This window comes from Streptomyces sp. NPDC058665, assembly GCF_042714995.1.
In the GTDB taxonomy this organism is placed as follows: domain Bacteria; phylum Actinomycetota; class Actinomycetes; order Streptomycetales; family Streptomycetaceae; genus Streptomyces.
Window position 1 is genome coordinate 1 of sequence record NZ_JBHXRX010000033.1, and the last position, 16,017, is coordinate 16,017.

The 16,017-nt window shown below is 70.5% G+C and carries 14 protein-coding genes; 5 read left to right on the top strand and 9 right to left on the bottom strand.

The window, feature by feature from the left end; genetic code table 11:
• Window positions 1-191: 191 nt before the first annotated feature.
• The 4 genes from ACFWV8_RS22000 to ACFWV8_RS22015 form a co-directional block, all read right to left on the bottom strand.
• Window positions 192-1,061, bottom strand: coding sequence for a 1,4-dihydroxy-6-naphthoate synthase (locus tag ACFWV8_RS22000; protein WP_384204721.1), 870 nt, complete (start codon window positions 1,059-1,061; stop codon window positions 192-194).
• A complete protein-coding gene (locus tag ACFWV8_RS22005) occupies window positions 1,046-1,738 on the bottom strand; it encodes a futalosine hydrolase (protein WP_384204724.1) in 693 nt (230 codons plus the stop codon). Before ACFWV8_RS22005 ends, ACFWV8_RS22000 begins: the two co-directional genes overlap by 16 nt.
• Before the next feature lie 72 nt (window positions 1,739-1,810).
• Window positions 1,811-2,302, bottom strand: a complete 492-nt coding sequence (locus tag ACFWV8_RS22010) for a DUF2771 domain-containing protein (protein ID WP_384204727.1) — start codon at window positions 2,300-2,302, stop codon at window positions 1,811-1,813.
• Between the two features lie 27 nt (window positions 2,303-2,329).
• A complete protein-coding gene (locus ACFWV8_RS22015; RefSeq protein ID WP_384204732.1) occupies window positions 2,330-3,679 on the bottom strand; it encodes an MFS transporter in 1,350 nt (449 codons plus the stop codon).
• A gap of 418 nt (window positions 3,680-4,097) precedes the next feature.
• Between ACFWV8_RS22015 and ACFWV8_RS22020 the strand changes: the two genes are divergently transcribed.
• On the top strand, window positions 4,098-4,997 hold the full coding sequence (locus ACFWV8_RS22020; protein ID WP_384204736.1) for a DUF3027 domain-containing protein: 900 nt from the start codon (window positions 4,098-4,100) through the stop codon (window positions 4,995-4,997).
• 65 nt (window positions 4,998-5,062) lie between these two features.
• On the opposite strand, the gene ACFWV8_RS22025 is transcribed toward ACFWV8_RS22020, so the two are convergent.
• Complete coding sequence (locus ACFWV8_RS22025; protein WP_384204742.1) at window positions 5,063-5,389, bottom strand: hypothetical protein; 327 nt, start codon at window positions 5,387-5,389, stop codon at window positions 5,063-5,065.
• Between the two features lie 62 nt (window positions 5,390-5,451).
• Window positions 5,452-5,805 carry a hypothetical protein gene (locus ACFWV8_RS22030; RefSeq protein WP_384204745.1) on the bottom strand — a complete coding sequence of 118 codons (354 nt, stop codon included), beginning with the start codon at window positions 5,803-5,805 and terminating at the stop codon, window positions 5,452-5,454.
• A 99-nt stretch (window positions 5,806-5,904) separates the two neighbouring features.
• Between ACFWV8_RS22030 and ACFWV8_RS22035 the strand changes: the two genes are divergently transcribed.
• Window positions 5,905-6,705, top strand: coding sequence for a GntR family transcriptional regulator (locus tag ACFWV8_RS22035; protein ID WP_384204751.1), 801 nt, complete (start codon window positions 5,905-5,907; stop codon window positions 6,703-6,705).
• Between the two features lie 78 nt (window positions 6,706-6,783).
• On the opposite strand, the gene ACFWV8_RS22040 is transcribed toward ACFWV8_RS22035, so the two are convergent.
• Window positions 6,784-8,133, bottom strand: coding sequence for a hypothetical protein (locus ACFWV8_RS22040; RefSeq protein WP_384204756.1), 1,350 nt, complete (start codon window positions 8,131-8,133; stop codon window positions 6,784-6,786).
• A 12-nt stretch (window positions 8,134-8,145) separates the two neighbouring features.
• Window positions 8,146-8,907, bottom strand: coding sequence for a hypothetical protein (locus ACFWV8_RS22045; protein ID WP_384204759.1), 762 nt, complete (start codon window positions 8,905-8,907; stop codon window positions 8,146-8,148).
• Between the two features lie 60 nt (window positions 8,908-8,967).
• Here ACFWV8_RS22045 and ACFWV8_RS22050 point away from each other — a divergent pair, with 60 nt between their 5' ends.
• Window positions 8,968-9,804 (top strand): glycosyltransferase family 2 protein, encoded by an 837-nt coding sequence (locus ACFWV8_RS22050; RefSeq protein ID WP_384205010.1) that lies wholly within the window; start codon window positions 8,968-8,970, stop codon window positions 9,802-9,804.
• A gap of 5 nt (window positions 9,805-9,809) precedes the next feature.
• Here ACFWV8_RS22050 and ACFWV8_RS22055 read toward each other — a convergent pair whose 3' ends face one another.
• Window positions 9,810-10,838, bottom strand: coding sequence for an NAD-dependent epimerase/dehydratase family protein (locus ACFWV8_RS22055; RefSeq protein ID WP_384205016.1), 1,029 nt, complete (start codon window positions 10,836-10,838; stop codon window positions 9,810-9,812).
• A 670-nt stretch (window positions 10,839-11,508) separates the two neighbouring features.
• Here ACFWV8_RS22055 and ACFWV8_RS22060 point away from each other — a divergent pair.
• Together ACFWV8_RS22060 and ACFWV8_RS22065 are read left to right on the top strand one after the other, a co-directional pair.
• Complete coding sequence (locus ACFWV8_RS22060; protein WP_384204762.1) at window positions 11,509-12,528, top strand: XRE family transcriptional regulator; 1,020 nt, start codon at window positions 11,509-11,511, stop codon at window positions 12,526-12,528.
• A gap of 249 nt (window positions 12,529-12,777) precedes the next feature.
• Entirely contained in the window at window positions 12,778-15,873 is a 3,096-nt protein-coding gene (locus ACFWV8_RS22065) for a sacsin N-terminal ATP-binding-like domain-containing protein (protein WP_384204765.1), read from the top strand.
• Window positions 15,874-16,017: the final 144 nt, after the last annotated feature.

Here is a 16,017-nt window from a genome sequence, read left to right on the forward strand (position 1 = left end):
CGTTGCCGAAGTGCCCACAGGAAACCACCCTGCGGGCACTTCGGCGCCTTGCGATGCACCGCGCCAGACGCCCCGGGCTATCCGCGAAGATCCACCGGACAGGACCTAGTGCCGGGAGCGGTTCGCCCGGACGGCCGCGCGAACCGCTCCCCCTCACCGACCCGGTCGTTCGGCCGGTCGGCCGAAGGTGATCAGCCGAAGGTCAGCGCGTCCGGGGAGAGCGGCGGGACCAGGCCCTCGTCCGCCGCGCGCGTGAGGAGGCCCCGTACCGCCGCGTAGCCGTCCTCGCCAAGGTCCGCGGTGAACTCGTTGACGTACAGCGCGATGTGCTGGTCCGCCACCGCCGGGTCCATCTCCTGCGCGTGCGCGCGGACGTACGGGCGCGACGCCTCCGGGTCGTCCCACGCCATCCGGACCGACGTACGCGCAGAATCCGCCAGCGACTGGAGCGTGTCCGCACCCAGATTCCGCTTCGCGATGATCGCGCCCAGCGGGATCGGCAGGCCCCTCGTGGACTCCCAGTGCTCGCCCATGTCGGCGAGGCTGTGCAGCCCGTAGTCCTGGTAGGTGAAGCGCGCCTCGTGGATGACGAGCCCCGCGTCGACCTTGCCGTCGCGCACCGCCGGCATGATCTCGTTGAAGGGCATGACCACGATCCGGCCCACGCCGCCCGGCAGCACATCGGCCGCCCACAGCCTGAACAGCAGGTAGGCGGTGGAGCGTTCGGACGGTACGGCGACGGTCGCGCCGGTCAGGTCGGCGTCCGGCCCCCGGGTCAGGACCAGCGGGCCGTTGCCGCGGCCGAGCGCCCCGCCGCACGGCAGCAGCGTGTACTCGTCGAGGACCCACGGCAGCACGGCGTACGACACCTTCAGCACGTCCAGCTCGCCGCGCTCGGCCATGCCGTTGGTGATGTCGATGTCGGCGAACGTCACGTCCAGCTCGGGCGCGCCCGGCACCCGGCCGTGCGCCCAGGCGTCGAAGACGAACGTGTCGTTGGGACAGGGCGAGTACGCGATCCGCAGGGGCGGTACGGCGGCGTGCCTCATGGCGACTCCCATGGCGATTTCTCGAAGACGGGGCTGAGTTGGCGGCAGGCGTACCGCAGCGACTCCAGCGCCTGGCCGATGCGCCAGGCCGAACGGTCGCGCGGACCAACGGCGTTGGAGACCGCGCGGATCTCGACCACCGGCACCGCGTACGCCGCCGCGGCCTCAGCGACACCGAAACCCTCCATGGCCTCGGCGGCGGCGCGCGGGTGACGTGCCGTCAGTTCGGCGGCACGGGCCGCCGATCCGGTCACGGTGGAGACGGTGAGTACGGGCGCGTGGACGGCGTCCAGAAGACCCGCGACGCGGGCGGCGAACTCGGGCGGCGGGTGGTGGACGGTGCGGCCGAAGCCCAGCTCGTCCACCGGGAGGAACCCCTCGGGCGTCTCGGCGCCCAGGTCGGCGGCGACGATCGAGTCCGCCACCACCAGCGAGCCGACGGGGGCGAGCGGCTGGAAGCCGCCGCCGATACCGGCGGAGACCACCAGGTCGTACGGAGAGGCAACCGCGAGGGCCGTCGCCGTACCGGCCGCCGCCGCTGCGGGTCCGACCCCGGCCGCCAGCACATCCGCGCCGGAGTGGGAGGCCAGCACGTAACCGCCGGGCAGCCGGCGCTCCGTGGCCGCCCCGAGCCCGTCCGAGACCGCGTCGGCCTCGGCCCGAACGGCCGTCACCACCAGTACGCGCACGAACGCCCCTCCCTCGACACGATCAGAACGGGCCGGGACGCGTCGGAACGGGCCCGGTCCGGCCGGGACGGGTCAGGATTCCCGCTTCAGCTCGAAGTTCCAGACCCCGGTCACGGCCCGCTCCTTCTCGCTCGTCTCGACGATGCTCAGATTCACGGCATCGATGAGCTCGCCGGTCTGCGAGGCGAAGAACGAGCCCGCCTGGATGGTGCGGAAGGTGTTCTTGTCCGGCTGGGGCTCGGCCCGCTGGCCCTCGACGTAGAAGGTCCAGCCGTTGTCCGCGATCTCCGGGTCGACACCGAAGTGGATGCGCTCGTCGGGGGAGACCGTGACCGTCTTGCGTTCCGAGGTGTCGTTGAGGCACCTCCTGAGCACGGCCTCGTCGCCCAGCGACTTGCCGTCGTTGTAGCAGACGGCCTCGGAGTGCACGGTGTCCGTACCGACCGTCACCGTCGCGAGCGGCGTGGGCTTGTCGCAGGCAGAGAGGGCGAGCAGGCCCGCGGAGACGGCGCCGAGCGCGACACCGGTCCGGCGGGTCCTGGCAGAGATAAACGCAGCGGTCATGGGCCGAAGGCTATCGCCCGGCCGGGCTCAGGCGGCGCGCGGGTGCGGCGCGCCGTGCCGGGCCGCGCCGAGCAGCCCCCGTACGGAGAAGGCCGCTCCGGTCGCCACCAGACCGGCGGCCACCGACATGCCGAGCACCCCGTTGAGCGGCAGGGCGATACCGATCGCGCCGCCCACCACCCAGGACATCTGGAGCACCGTCTCGGCGCGCGCGAAAGCGGACGTACGGACCTCCTCCGGGACGTCCCGCTGGATGCACGCGTCCAGCGACAGCTTCGACAGGGCCTGGGTGAAGCCGGCCGTGGTGGCGAGCACCGCGATCGTCAGGCCGCCGAAGAACACCGCCGCGAAGATCGCCGCCGTGAGCGCGAGACCCAGCACCGTCGCGATGATCACCTCGGGCGCGCGGGCCTTGAGCCAGGCGCCCACCGCCGTACCGATCGCGTTGCCCGTGCCCGCGCAGACACCCACGATGGCCAGCGAGACGGCGGCGCTCTGCCCCGCCAACGGGTGCTGGCGCAGCAGGAACGCCAGGAAGAAGATCAGGAAGCCGGAGAGCGCGCGGTGCGACGCGTTCGCCTGGAGGCCGTTGAAGACGGACGGGCCGACCGTACGCAGACTCGGCCGCTTCTTGCTCCCGCGTGCCACGAGCTGCATCTTGCGCTCGCCCTTCGCGGAGTCCACCTTCGGCGGCATCGTGAACGCCAGGAAGGTGCCCGCGGCGAAGATGAGGAACGCGCCGTACAGCGGCCACTGGGGCCCGATCTGATGGAGGCCGGCCCCGATCGGGGCCGCCGCGCCCGTCGCGAGCAGGCCGGCGAGCGTCACCCGGGAATTGGCCCGGACCAGGGGGAAGTTCGGTGGCAGCAGCCGTGGCACGACGGCGCTGCGGACGACGCCGTACGCCTTCGAGGCGACGAGCACGCCCAGCGCGGCCGGATACAGCTCCAGGCCGCCGGTCGCGACCGCGCCCGACATGGTCAGCGCGAGCAGCGCCCTGGTCAGCATGGCACCGGCCATCGCGGCCCGGCGGCCGTGCGGGATGCGGTCGAGGAGCGGGCCGATCACCGGGGCCAGGAGCGTGAAGGGGGCCATGGTGACGGCGAGGTAGAGGGCGACGCGGCCACGGGCCTCGTCGGTCGGTACGGAGAAGAAGACCGTCGACGCGAGGGCGACGGTGATCATGACGTCACCCGCGCCGTTCACGGCGTGCAGTTCGATCAGCCTGCCGAGGCCGGACTCGCCCGCGCCGTGCGCGTGCGTGGCCTTGCGGATGCCCTTCGCGGTGCCGGTGAACGGCAGATGCAGGGCACGCCCGACCGTCCGCCCCACTCTGCGGAGCGGACCGGAGCGCTCGGACGACCTGACGGCTGCCACCCCGTCATAGTGCCCCCAGTTCGCGTGGCGGAACGCCCGTGACGTCCCTGACGCGCGGACTTCAGCTGTTCTTCTCATTACTTTGCCGAGATTTCACGGCGCTTCCGGTGCCCTGTCCACGGACGGCTGCGCACCCTTTCCCGGGGCGTCGGACCGCCCGCGGGCTGCCCGAACTCCGGGAAAGGGGGCGTGCAGGTGGGCGGCGGGCGGTGGAGGGGGTAGCGTGCGTAGCGCGCCACCGGCGGTTGTTCTCGGCCGCGCGCCTCTTTGTCATCCCGCAGAATGGTTGACGGTAGGTGTGCCCGGGAGAAGTCGGGCGTGGACGTCGATGCGGCCCTCTGGTCCGCTCCGCCCTCGGCCCGTACATCGTGAATCGGCCGGCGCACCCGTGAAACGGCGTAGGAGAGAAGCGAGACCTGTGAGTGCTGCGACGACTCGAAGCCGAACCCCCGACCGCCTGTGTGCCGAGGCGGTGGACCTCGCGAGGTCGGCGGCCGAGGACGCTGCCGCGCCCGGTGTCGTCGGTGAACATGTGGCGGTGGTGTCCGAGGGTGACCGGGTGGTCACCCATCTCTTCGAATGCAAGGAGATGGGCTACCGCGGCTGGCGCTGGGCGGTGACGGTCGCCCGGGCGTCCCGGGCCAAGATCGTCACGCTTGACGAAACGGTGCTGCTGCCCGGCCCCGACTCCCTCCAGGCCCCCGAGTGGGTGCCGTGGAGCGACCGGCTGCGCCCCGGGGACATGGGTCCCGGCGATCTGCTGCCGACTCAGGCGGAGGATCTGCGCCTGGAGCCCGGCTACAGCGGCGAGGACACGCCCCCGCCGAACTCCGCGGTGCCGGACGCGGTCACTCCGCAGGCCCTGGCGGAACTGGTCGAGGCCGAGGACGCGGAGGAGACGGACCGCGGGGCGCTCGCCGAGGAGGGCACGCCGCTCACGGTCCGCGGCACGATCGCGTCGGTCGCCGAGGAACTGGGCATGCGCCGGGCCAGAGTGCTGTCCCGGTACGGGCTCCACATCGCGGCCGACCGCTGGGACGAGGCTTTCGGCGCGAAGACCCCCATGGCCCAGGCGGCGCCCGCGCCCTGCGTCTCCTGCGGCTTCCTGCTGCCGCTGGCGGGCTCGCTGCGGCAGGCGTTCGGCGTCTGCGCGAACGAGTTCTCACCGGCGGACGGCCGGGTGGTCTCACTGGCGTACGGCTGCGGCGGCCACTCCGAGGCGGCGGTCATGCCGACCCCACCGCGCCCGGCCCCGCACGTGCTGGACGAACTGGGGGCGGACGCGTTTCCGCTGGGGCCTCCGGGCGAGGGGAGTTAGGCCCGCGTCCGGCTCGGGGCTTGGTGATCGATCGCGGAGGCGTTCATGGCGCCACTGTCTGCCCGTTACGGCACGTGCGCCACGTATCGATGCCGCCCGAGGTAGATGCGGCAGTCGACGGCCTCGCTCAACGCACCGTCATCCAAGGCAAGTTGCTCGGCCCACCACCAGGCGTCGCACTCTTCGCACTCTTCGGGCTTGGCGTCGGCGCCGTTAGCGTGGGGGCCGGCTTCGGTCCGCCGTACATCCTCGGGACGCGCGTCCCATTCCTCCGCCCCGAGAAACGCCCGCAACCGCCACAGCCCGCCGACCATCCCTCGGTACTCGGCCAACCTGCCAACGGCGGTGTCCAGAACCGAGGCCCCCACTTCCGGCGGTGTCTCACCGATCATGGCCTGCTCCTCTGTCCGGCACGGTGCCAGTCCTGCCGGCCGGGTCCGTGTCTCGTCGGGCATCAGGTCAACTCCTGGTGGAACTGGGCCCACAGCCCGTGCCCGTCGTCGGTGACGCCGGACGACTGTGACAGCCGGTCGATGATGAGATCGCCCGGTCCGTAGGTCTGGACCACGGGCAGGCGGTAGGTGCCGTCGGCGGTGATGCGCGCGCGTCGGCCTGCGGTCGAGATGGTGATCTCGATGACGTCGGGGCGGCCGGCGGGCGAGCTGCCGAGGACGGCGATGAACAGTTCGTTCGCGACGGCGGGGGCGTCATCGTGCGTGAGACGACCCCTGGTCCACTCGCGGACGCGGGCGGCCTCGGCAGGGTGGCCCTTGAAGACCAGGCTCCAGGTGTGTCCCGATTCGGACATGGCTACCCCTCGGCTTCGGTAGCTATCTGAGTACGGATAACTTCTTTCTGTACTCAGATTGTCGCGAGAGTTGGCGCTGGTCAAGCGGGAGGGGAGAGTATGTGTGTACAGATTGACGCGATCATTGAGGACGGTGGTGTGGCGGTGGCACAGCCCGAGTACCTGCGGATCGCCGCTGACCTGCGGCGCCGCATCTCCTCCGGTGAGTACGGGCCCGGCGACCGGCTACCTACGCTCCCCTCGCTGTGCGAGGCGTACCGCGTATCGGAGACGACCATCCGCAACGCGCTCAGCCTGCTCCGCAACGAGGGGCTGATCGAGTCCAAGGCGAGGGCCGGGACGCGGGTGAGGCCGCAGCCGCCCGTTCACCGCATGGCCGCCGACCGGTATCGCACCGCGCCCGGCGCCAGGGCCACGCCGTACACCCGCGACCAGGGCATCGGGTGGTCCGAGTACCGGCTCGACAAGCGCTTCGAACGGGTGCAGGCCAACGCGGAGTTGGCCGCTCTGTTCGAGTGCGAGCCCGGCGAGCGGCTTCTCGCCCGGCACTTCGTCTTCCACGACAACGACGAGCCGACGCAGATGTCCACCAGCTACGTGCGCTGGTCCGATGTCGCCGGCACACCCGTGGCGGATCCGATCAACGAGCCGTGGCCCGGTGGCACGCGCGCGCAGCTTGGCAGCCTGGGCATCCACGTCAACCGCGTCACTGAGAGTTTCACGGCGGCGATGCCCACCGAGGTCGAGGCCACGACACTGCGCGTCGGTGCCGGGGTCCCGGTGCTGCGGTACACGCGACGGCACATCGCGGACACCGGACGCATTGTGGAGGTCGCACATCCGATCGTGCGCAGAGGGGACACCACGGTCGTTGACTTCGTCATCGACCTGGACGACTGAACCCCGGACGCACGACCGGACCCCCTGGGGTGCGGGTGCCGCCCCCTTCCGGGAGGACGCCAACGCTGGCCAGTCTGCTCACGGCGAAGGTGAGTCGGCCCTCGCCGAGCGGATGTGCCCGGCAGCTCTTCCCGTCGTGTCTCTGCGCATGGCGGTCATATTCAGCTCGGCCAAGCGGGGGACGGGTGTGATGTCCAGTTCTTCGACTGGGTGAAGCAGGCCCCGCTCGCAGGCCTCCGCCACCCACACCCTGCATCTGGATTCGGGGTACGCCGGATTGACGCCTATCTCCCCCTTCGGCAGAAAGCCGTTGAAGGGCGTTGGGATGCCCTCGCTGTTCCAGTAGTCCCACGCTTCAAGGGCCTTCGCCTGCTCGAAGGCGAGGTAGAGCTGGGGGTACCGATCGAGAATCCGCATCTCGCGGAAGACAGCCTGGCCCAGCAGGGACGGCGCGGCGACGGCGAGCGTGTCGAAATCTGTGCCTCGGAAGGTGAAGGCTTCCGCGTCCTGCGACGGGTCGAGCGACACAGCAGCGAACAGGTGCGACAGACGGTCTCTCGTGTACTCGGCCGCGCCGGATGCCAGACCCGGCTCGATCCTTGTGATCAGCTCGACCAGGTGGTCGTATCCGGGGCGGAAGCGGGACAGGTCGAACAACTGGTTCATGCCCTTGACGGCGATATGCGCCAGACGCTTGTACAGACGGTTGTTCAGCTCGCCGGCCTGTGCGTATGTCTCTGTCTCCGCCGTGGCTGAGTGGAGCATCAGGTACTCGGAGAGCACCTCGAAGTAGAGGTAGCCCAAGAAGGGGAAGTCCCGGATGGTGACAGAGAGCTGGTCGGTGAACCCGGCACACGGCGTCCGCTTCCCCGTGGCGTTGGCCAGGAGCACGTCCATGAACGGGGCTGCGGTCCGGATCCTGCCCAGGGAGGCCTGGCGGAGCCGAGAATCCTCATGTCCGGTGAGGAAGCTCCGGTGCCGCAGGTAGGTGCGCAGGTGGATCCCGCCTAATCGAAGGTAGTCCACGCCTTTGGCCGGCACGGGGGCGCTCGGGGTGATCTCGAAGACCAGAGTTCGGGTATGTGGCTTGGTCTCCATCAGGTATGCGCCCAGGTTGTGCGGACGCAGGCCGGCACTCTCAGCGGTGAGCGGAGCGCAGTAGAGCGCGGCGACCAGGCAGCCAGAGCTCGCGTACAGATGACCGCTGGCGCGGATGGCGTCCAGCGCGCTCGTGGTGTGCATCAGTTGGATCGGCCGACCGCTGGTCAGATTCTGGATCATGGCGTTTCCCGTCAAGAGCCAGCCGCGGGGCGTCTCCTGTCGCAGGCGCCGACGCCAGTCGGCTTCGGATTCGGCGAGTCCGGCGGGAACCGGGCGAGTGGAGGGGCTGGTGTAGTCGGTGTGGGCGTCGTCCCAGTCTGTGTCCACGGGTGGGCTTCCTTACTGTCCATGAGTGAGGGTCTGGAGGGCGTGAGCAAGTGCGCGATTCTGGGTGGCTCCCTCCAGCCGGGCCATCTCGCTTCGCACGACGAGGTCGAAGGCGAGCGGATGGAGCCAGGAGGGCACGATGACGCGCAACCGGGAGGGGTCGGGCCACCAGCGGGTGAGCGGCAGGCGGTAACGGTCCATGGCGTCTGCGGCCTTCAACAGGTCGACGAGATGCGGGCCTTGGCGGTAGGCGTTCTCTTGCGGCTTGGTGAACGCTTCGTACGGCACGTCGTGCAGACTGATGGCGAGCGCCGCGCGCGCGAGCGGGGCCGTCGGGAGCTGGCGCCCCAGGGCGGTGGTGACGAGGTCCTCGTTGGCGGTGAACCAGGTCGCGGCGCGCTGCCCGTGGCCTGGGTCCGCCCAGTCGTTGCGCCTGCGGCAGTCGTGGATAGCCGCGGCTGCGTGAAGGGCAAGGGCGTGGTCTTTGTCAAGGCCGTGCTCGGCGGCAATCACTGACGCGAACAAACTGACTCGCGCCCCGTGGCGGATGCCGTGGAGAGAGTCGGCCAGCCGCGTGTCCGTGAACCACGCGGCCTCCGGTACCAGCATCGTGGTCTGCGGTGACAGGCGGGGCATGGCGCTGGTGAACGGCGGCCGGTTGTGCGCGATCCAGTCGAGCGTGGCTGTATCCATGGACTGGTGGGCTGGCAGATTCCCGCTCGTGGCGAGTTCGTGCAGCGCGGTGCCGTTAGGCTTCGGCGATCTGGAGTTCATCTCTGGTTCCTCGGGAGGACGGTTCAATTGGGTACGACGCTGGGTGTGGCGATCCTCACCATGGGGACGCGGCCGAAAGACCTGGCCGCGCTGCTGGCCTCGGTCAAGTCGCAGACGAAGCCGGCGACTCGCACCGTGGTGGTCGGCAACGGGTGCGCCCTGTCGGATCTGGACCTGCCGTCGTGGGTGGAAGCCGTTCAGCTCGCGGAGAATCTGGGCGTGACCGGCGGCCGGAACGCTGCCCTGGAACACCTGCGGGACATGGATCTGGTGCTGGATTTGGACGACGACGGTCTGTTGGTCTCGGAAACCGACTTCGAGCGGATCACACAGATGTATGAGGCGGACCCAGGTCTGGGGATCGTCAGTTTCCGGATCGCGGACGAGACGGGGCTCACCCAGCGACGACACGTCCCGCGGCTGCGGGCCGGTGACCCGATGCGTGGTGGATCAGTGACGACGTTCCTGGGCGGGGCGCACGTACTGTCGGGGAAGATGCTGGCGCAGGTCGGAGACTGGCCGGCTTCGTTCTTTTTCTCCCACGAGGAGACGGACATGGCCTGGCGTGCGCTGGACGCCGGATGGAAGATCGTCTACGAGCCGCATCTGCTGCTCCAGCACCCCAGGACCTCGCCGGCTCGGCACGCCTTCTTCTACCGAACCAACGCCCGCAACCGGGTCTACCTGGCCCGGCGTCATCTGCCGACCGTGCTCGTGCCGCTTTACCTGGGGGTGTGGACGGTGCTGACTGTGCTCCGCACTCGGGACGCGGCTGGGGTACGGGCATGGTTCGGCGGCTTCGCCGAAGGCTGGCGTACGCCCTGCGGCACACGTCGGCCCATGCGCTGGTCCACCGTGTGGACCATGACCCGTCTCGGGCGGCCCCCGGTGCTGTGAGGTTGTCAGGCGCACTCGTCCCGGAGCCATCTCGGGATCGCTTCGGGGGTGCGCCGCACCCACTCCACGTACTGGCGGACGCCGTCCTCGATTCTGACGGAGGGTTCCCAGCCCAAGATGTCCTTCATGCGGGTGGTTGTGGCGCACGCGCCGAGTGGGTCTCCTTGCGGCATCGGCGTCCGGACGAGCGCACTGCCGGGGCAGTGACGACGTACGAGGTCGGCGACCTCCCGGATGGAGGTGGCACGCCCGGAGCCGATGTTGATCGTGGACCGGTGTGCGCGAGGGGCCAAGGCAGCCAGTAGCGTCGCGTCAGCGATGTCGTCCACATGCACGAAGTCGCGGATCTGCAAGCCCCCTCCGTTGAGTTGCAGGGGCAGGCCGAGCACCGCTCGCATGCCGTACCACGCAACCACCCACGAGTGGCTGTTCTCCTTGATCAGTTGCGGTTCTCCGTAGACGGAGAAGTACCGCACGATCGCGTGCGAGTCGCCCTGACCGGCCAGGATAAGAGCGGTCTGATGCTCTCCCCAGACCTTGGTGTTGGCATAGACAGACGCAGGGGCGAGCGGGTCTTCCTCACTGAACCGCGCCGTCCGGAGGGATGATGTGGGCCCCAAACCGTAGACGCTCGCCGAAGAAACGAAGACCAGGCGCTTGAGCGTGCGCGTGTGCCGGGCCGCTGCCCCGAGCACGGTCTGGGTTCCAGCGATGTTCGCCTGTACCGCGGCCATCGGACTACGGGTGCACTCGGCGACATCAGCCAGCGCTGCGGCGTGGACGACGTAGTCGCTGCGCGAGATGAGGTCGTCCATGAGCGTAAAGTCGGTGATGTCGCCCGCAATCACGTCTGAGTCGGCGGGAGAGACGCCGAATAAGGTCGAGTAGATCCTTGAGCCGTAGGCGTCCAGTCGCCCCACGGCCAGCGGTTTGGCTCCAACAGCCCGGAGCCTGTGCACGATACGGCTTCCCACCAGCCCGAACCCTCCGGTCACCGTCACGGTGGCGCCGGACAGTTCGGCAAGGCGATTCATGATGTTCACAGCAGTTGACCCTTCTCGTCGAGACCGCGCGAACGCGGCCAGAAAAACGGCATGGCAGGGAAAGGCACGTCGGACCGCTCCGGAATCGACGCTGCAAGGCTGTGCGGGCGAAGGAACGGCCGGGCTCCTCAAGGACAGCGCTTCGACCGGTGGAGAGAAAGAGGGGCGGGAGGTGGGCACGGTGGACCGGGTGCGGCACACGCGCTCAGCTCGCCCACACCACCGGGTGTAACTACACCCGGGGCGGATGATTACTCCTGCCGCCATGTGAGGAGCGACTGCTAACGTCCAATAAGGAACCGTCCCGCAGCAGGGGGAAGCCGGTGGACCGCAAGCCAGAGTCGAATCCGCTTCGCGCACAGTTGGCCGACCTCGGGTGGAGTCCAGAGCAGCTGATCGCGCGGGTGAACCAGCGTCGCGCCCAGCGCGGATCTCCGCCCCTGCATCTCAAGACGGGGTACCCGTGGATGCGCGGGGACCGGCCGTCGGCGGAAACGAGGAGCGACGTACTGACGGTGCCGTCGCACTACACCGGTCGCCGCTGACGGCTGCCGGTCTGGGCTGGGACCGCCCTCGGACACGCCGCCGTCATCGCGCCCTGGACCGTCCCTACGAGGCGACCGCCACCGAACTGCTTCTTGATACTCAAGGAGATGTCCCCATGCAGCGACGCTCGTTCATCTTGCTGTCCGGAGCCGTCGCCACGGCGCCTGCACTGGATCTGCTGATGGACGGAGCACCCGCACTGCGCGCGGCCCAGGAGGGCGACCGGGTCTCCTTACAGCTGACAGCGACGGTCGAGCGCGCAGTGCAGCAGGCCCGGGAGTTGGACGACAGCGAGGGCAGTGCCTCCACTCTGCTGTGGGCCGGCGGGATCTGGCAGAACCTTGGCAAGCTGATCACGCAATGCCGCTACGGTGCCGCCGAAGGCATGCGCCTGCACACCGCTTACGTCGAGATGTCCGAGACCTACGGATGGATGCTGTTCGACGCCGGCCACCATCCGCAAGCCCAACGCGTCTACCAGACCGGCTTGCGCCTCGCCCGCGAGGCTGCCGACGCCCCCGGTGTCCACCACGCCACAGTCAACCTCCTTGCCTCTGCCGCCTACCAGGAATCCTGGCTCGGCCAGTACCACGAGGCCTCAACCCTCCTGGAAGTCGCGGAGAACCGCAGGCCGAAGGCCCTGACCCCGCGCCTGCGGGCGGTGCTGGAAATGCGTCGAATTGCCCTGGCCGGACAGATGGGAGACACCGAAGCAGTACACCGCGCCGATGGCCGGGCCCGTACCCACCTGGCTTCCTCCCGCGACAGTGAAGAACCCTGGTGGAGCCTGTGGCTCGGCTCCTCAGCGGTGGACGCCCAGACCGGCCGGGCCCTGCTCGCCGCTCACCACCCCGACCTTGCCGAGCCTTACCTCGGCGGCCGCACGGTCGAGGACACCGACGGCTATCCTCGCGACAGGATGCTCTTCGCCAGCGAACTTGCCGATGCTCGCGCTCAGACCGGCGACATCACCGGAGCGGTCGATGCCGCACGGCAGGCAGTGGCCTTGGCCGAGCAGGTCGGCTCCCACCGTGTTCACCACCATCTGCGACACGTGACAACCACCCTGTGCCAGCAGCACGGCACCCATCCGGGCGTCAGAAACCTGCTCAAGGACCTGCCCGACGCTGTCTGACCGCCGTCGATCTCACAAGAGGATGGCCGGCCCTTGACCGGTCCGGAGCCGCCAGTCCACGTGAGACGCCGATCCGTCCGTTGAGGGGATGAACACGGTGATTCGGAGGATCCGGGTGACACCTGACCAGCCGGGGTCGCGCGTAGGCCAGGCCCCCACCCCAGTGGAGGCGCGACACGCGGTACGTTCGGGCCCGCACACTTACCGCGTAGTGGACCGGTAGGCGGACGGACAGAGTGGAGTCAGACGGTGAGCGTCACGACGACCGAGGGGGCCGACCCGTTCGGAACGGCTCGGCTGCGGCGTGCGGTACTGGACTCGTGGGGGGCCGGGCCCGCGCGGTTCCGGGAGGACGCCAACGCCGAGGAGGACCTCGCGCTCGGTGGGTACCGTGACCGGCTGATCGTCGAGCTGGCGCAGAACGCCGCCGACGCCGCCGCCCGTGCGGGGGTCCCGGGGCGGCTGCGGCTCACCCTGCGGCCCGGCAGCCCCGCCGTGCTCGTCGCCGCCAACACCGGTGCGGCCCTCGACGCGACCGGGGTCGAATCCCTCAGCACCCTGCGCGCCTCCGCCAAGCGCGAGGGGCACGAGTCCGCCGTCGGGCGCTTCGGGGTCGGGTTCGCCGCCGTCATCGCCGTCAGCGACGAACCCGCCGTCGTCGGCCGGCACGGTGGTGTCCGGTGGTCGCTCGCCGAGGCGCGGGAACTGGCCCAGGAGACCGCCCTGTCGAGCCCCGGGCTCGGCGACGAACTGCGCCGCAGGGACGGGCACGTGCCGCTGCTGCGGCTGCCGCTGCCCGCCGAGGGCAGCGCCCCCGAGGGGTACGACACGGTCGTCATCCTGCCGTTGCGGGACGGGACCGCGCTCGATCTGGTGGAGCGGCTGCTCGCCGCGGTCGACGACGCCCTGCTGCTGACCCTGCCGGGCCTCGCCGAGATCGTGGTCGAAACCCCCGACGGCGAGCGGGTGTTGAGGCGCTCCGAGCACGGCCCGTACGTACACGTCGAGGACAGCGCGGCCGAGGCTGTGAGCCGCTGGCGGGTCGTCAGCCACCACGGCGCCACCGCGCCCGCGCTGCTCGAAGGCCGCCCAGTGGAGGAGCGCCTGCGCCCCCACTGGGCCGTCACCTGGGCCGTCCCCGTGGACGGCGAGGGCGCTCCCGTACCGCCCCGTACCGCACCCGTCGTGCACGCACCGACACCCACCGACGAACCCCTGGGCGTGCCCGCCCTGTTGATCGCCTCGCTGCCGCTGGACACCACCCGGCGGCACCCCGCGCCCGGACCGCTCACCGACTTCCTCGTGGAGCGGGCCGCCGACGCGTACGCCGAACTCCTCGGCGACTGGCTGCCGGTGTCCACCGGCACCATCGACCTGGTGCCGGGGCCGCTCGGCAAGGGCGAGCTGGACGGTGTGCTGCGGGCCGCGATCCTCAAGCGGCTGCCGCGTGTCGCCTTCCTCGAACCGGCCGCCCCCAGCGAGGAGTTGACCGCGCTGCGGCCCTTCGAGGCGGAGGTCGTGGAGGGCGCGGGCGCCGACACCGTACGCGTACTGGCAGAAGTACTGCCCACATTGCTGCCCGCCGGGCTCGAACGGCGCACGGAGCTGCGGTCCCTGACGGTGGGCCGGCTGCCGCTCGGCGAGGCCATCGAGCGCATCGGCGGCACCGAGCGCGCCCCCGAGTGGTGGCGGCGGCTCTACGAGTCCCTGGCCGGTGTCGACCCGGACCGGCTGTCCGGACTGCCGGTGCCGCTCGTCGGCGGCCGTACGGCGGTGGGCCCCCGCCGGGTCCTGCTGCCGCTCGCCGAGACACCCGCCGACCTGGCCAGGCTCGGTCTGAAGGTGGCGCACCCGGATGCCGCCCACCCGCTGCTGGAGAAGCTCGGCGCGCTGCCCGCGACCCCGCGCGCCGTGCTGACGACCCCGGAGGTACGGGCCGCGGTCGCCGCCTCGCTGGACGCCGGTGAGCTCTGGGACCAGGAACAGTCGCTGGACGCCGACGAGTTGGCCGAGACGGTCCTCGCGCTGGTGCGGGACGCGGATCTGGACGTCGGCGACGAGCCGTGGCTGGCCGCGCTCGCCCTGCCCGACGAGGAGGGTGAACTCGCCCCCGCCGGTGAACTCGTCCTGCCCGGCAGCCCGTTCGCCGCCGTCATGCGCGAGGACGAACTCACCCTGTGCGACGCCGAACTGGCCGAGCGCTGGGGCGAACAGCCCCTGGCCGCCTGCGGGGTGCTGGCCAACTTCACCCTCGTACGCGCCACGGACGTAGTCCTGGACCCCGACGAACTGGAGCCGCGCGACGGCGACTTCGCCGAGCCGGACGACGCCGGGCTGCTCGACGCCGTCGATGTCTGGTGCGAGGACGTGCTGGACCGGCTGCCCGAGACGCCGGTGCCGCCGGTCGCCACCGAGATCGTGGCCGTACGCGACCTGGACCTCGTGGACGACGACGCCTGGCCCCGGGCGCTCGCCCTGCTGGCGCAGCCGCCGCTGCGGGACGCGCTGACCGCGCCCGTACGCGTGCTGCTGCCCGACGGCACGACCGAGAGCGTGCGCTCGTACACCGCATGGTGGCTGCGCGACCACCCCGTGCTCGACGGCCGGCGGCCGGCCGGTCTGCGCTCGGCGGGCGGAGATCCGCTGCTGGCCGGGCTGTACGACGCCGTGGACGCCTCCGGGTTCGAGGACGCACAGGTGCTGCGCGCGCTGGGCGTACGGACCTCGGTCGCCGCTCTTCTCGACGAACCGGGCGGCGCGGCCGAGCTGTTGAACCGGCTGGCCGACCCCGACCGTGAGGTGACGGCTCGTCAGTTGCACGCCCTCTACACGGCGATCGCCGACCTCGATCCCGAACAGGTCACCCTCCCTGACGAGTTGCGGGCCGTGGTGGACGGCGAGGTGCGGATCGTGGACGCGGCTGACGCCGTGATCGCGGACGTACCCGATCTGCTGCCGCTGACGGAAGGACTGCCGCTGCTGCCGGTGGCTCCCGCGCGCGCCGCCGAACTCGCTGAGCTGCTCCAGGTCGCGCGGCTCGGCGAGAGCGTCACGGCGGAGGTGATGACGGAGGGCGAGGAGTACGAGGTCCCGGAGTCCGTCCACGTACTGCTCGGTCCGGGCACCCCCGACACGTACGTCGAGCACGGGCAACTGCTCGCGGGTGGCACGGAACTGGACTGGCGGCGCACACCGGACGGCACGGTCCACGCGTCCACCGTGGAGGGCGTCGCGGCCGGGCTGGCGTGGGCGGCCGGGCAGTGGCCGCGCCGCTTCGAGGTGGCCGCGCTGCTGGAGGACGCGTCGCGTACCGAGGAGTTGGCGCGGGACCGCTGGTTCGACTGACGGCGGCCCGGGGCGGTCCACGGCGACCCACGCCGGTCTGGATGTGCCGCCCAGATGTGCGACCTTCACGAAAAAGGCACGCGGCACACAACCATCGGCCCATGCTTCTCGTCTGACCAGGCGAGCCAACAGGCTCACTGACAA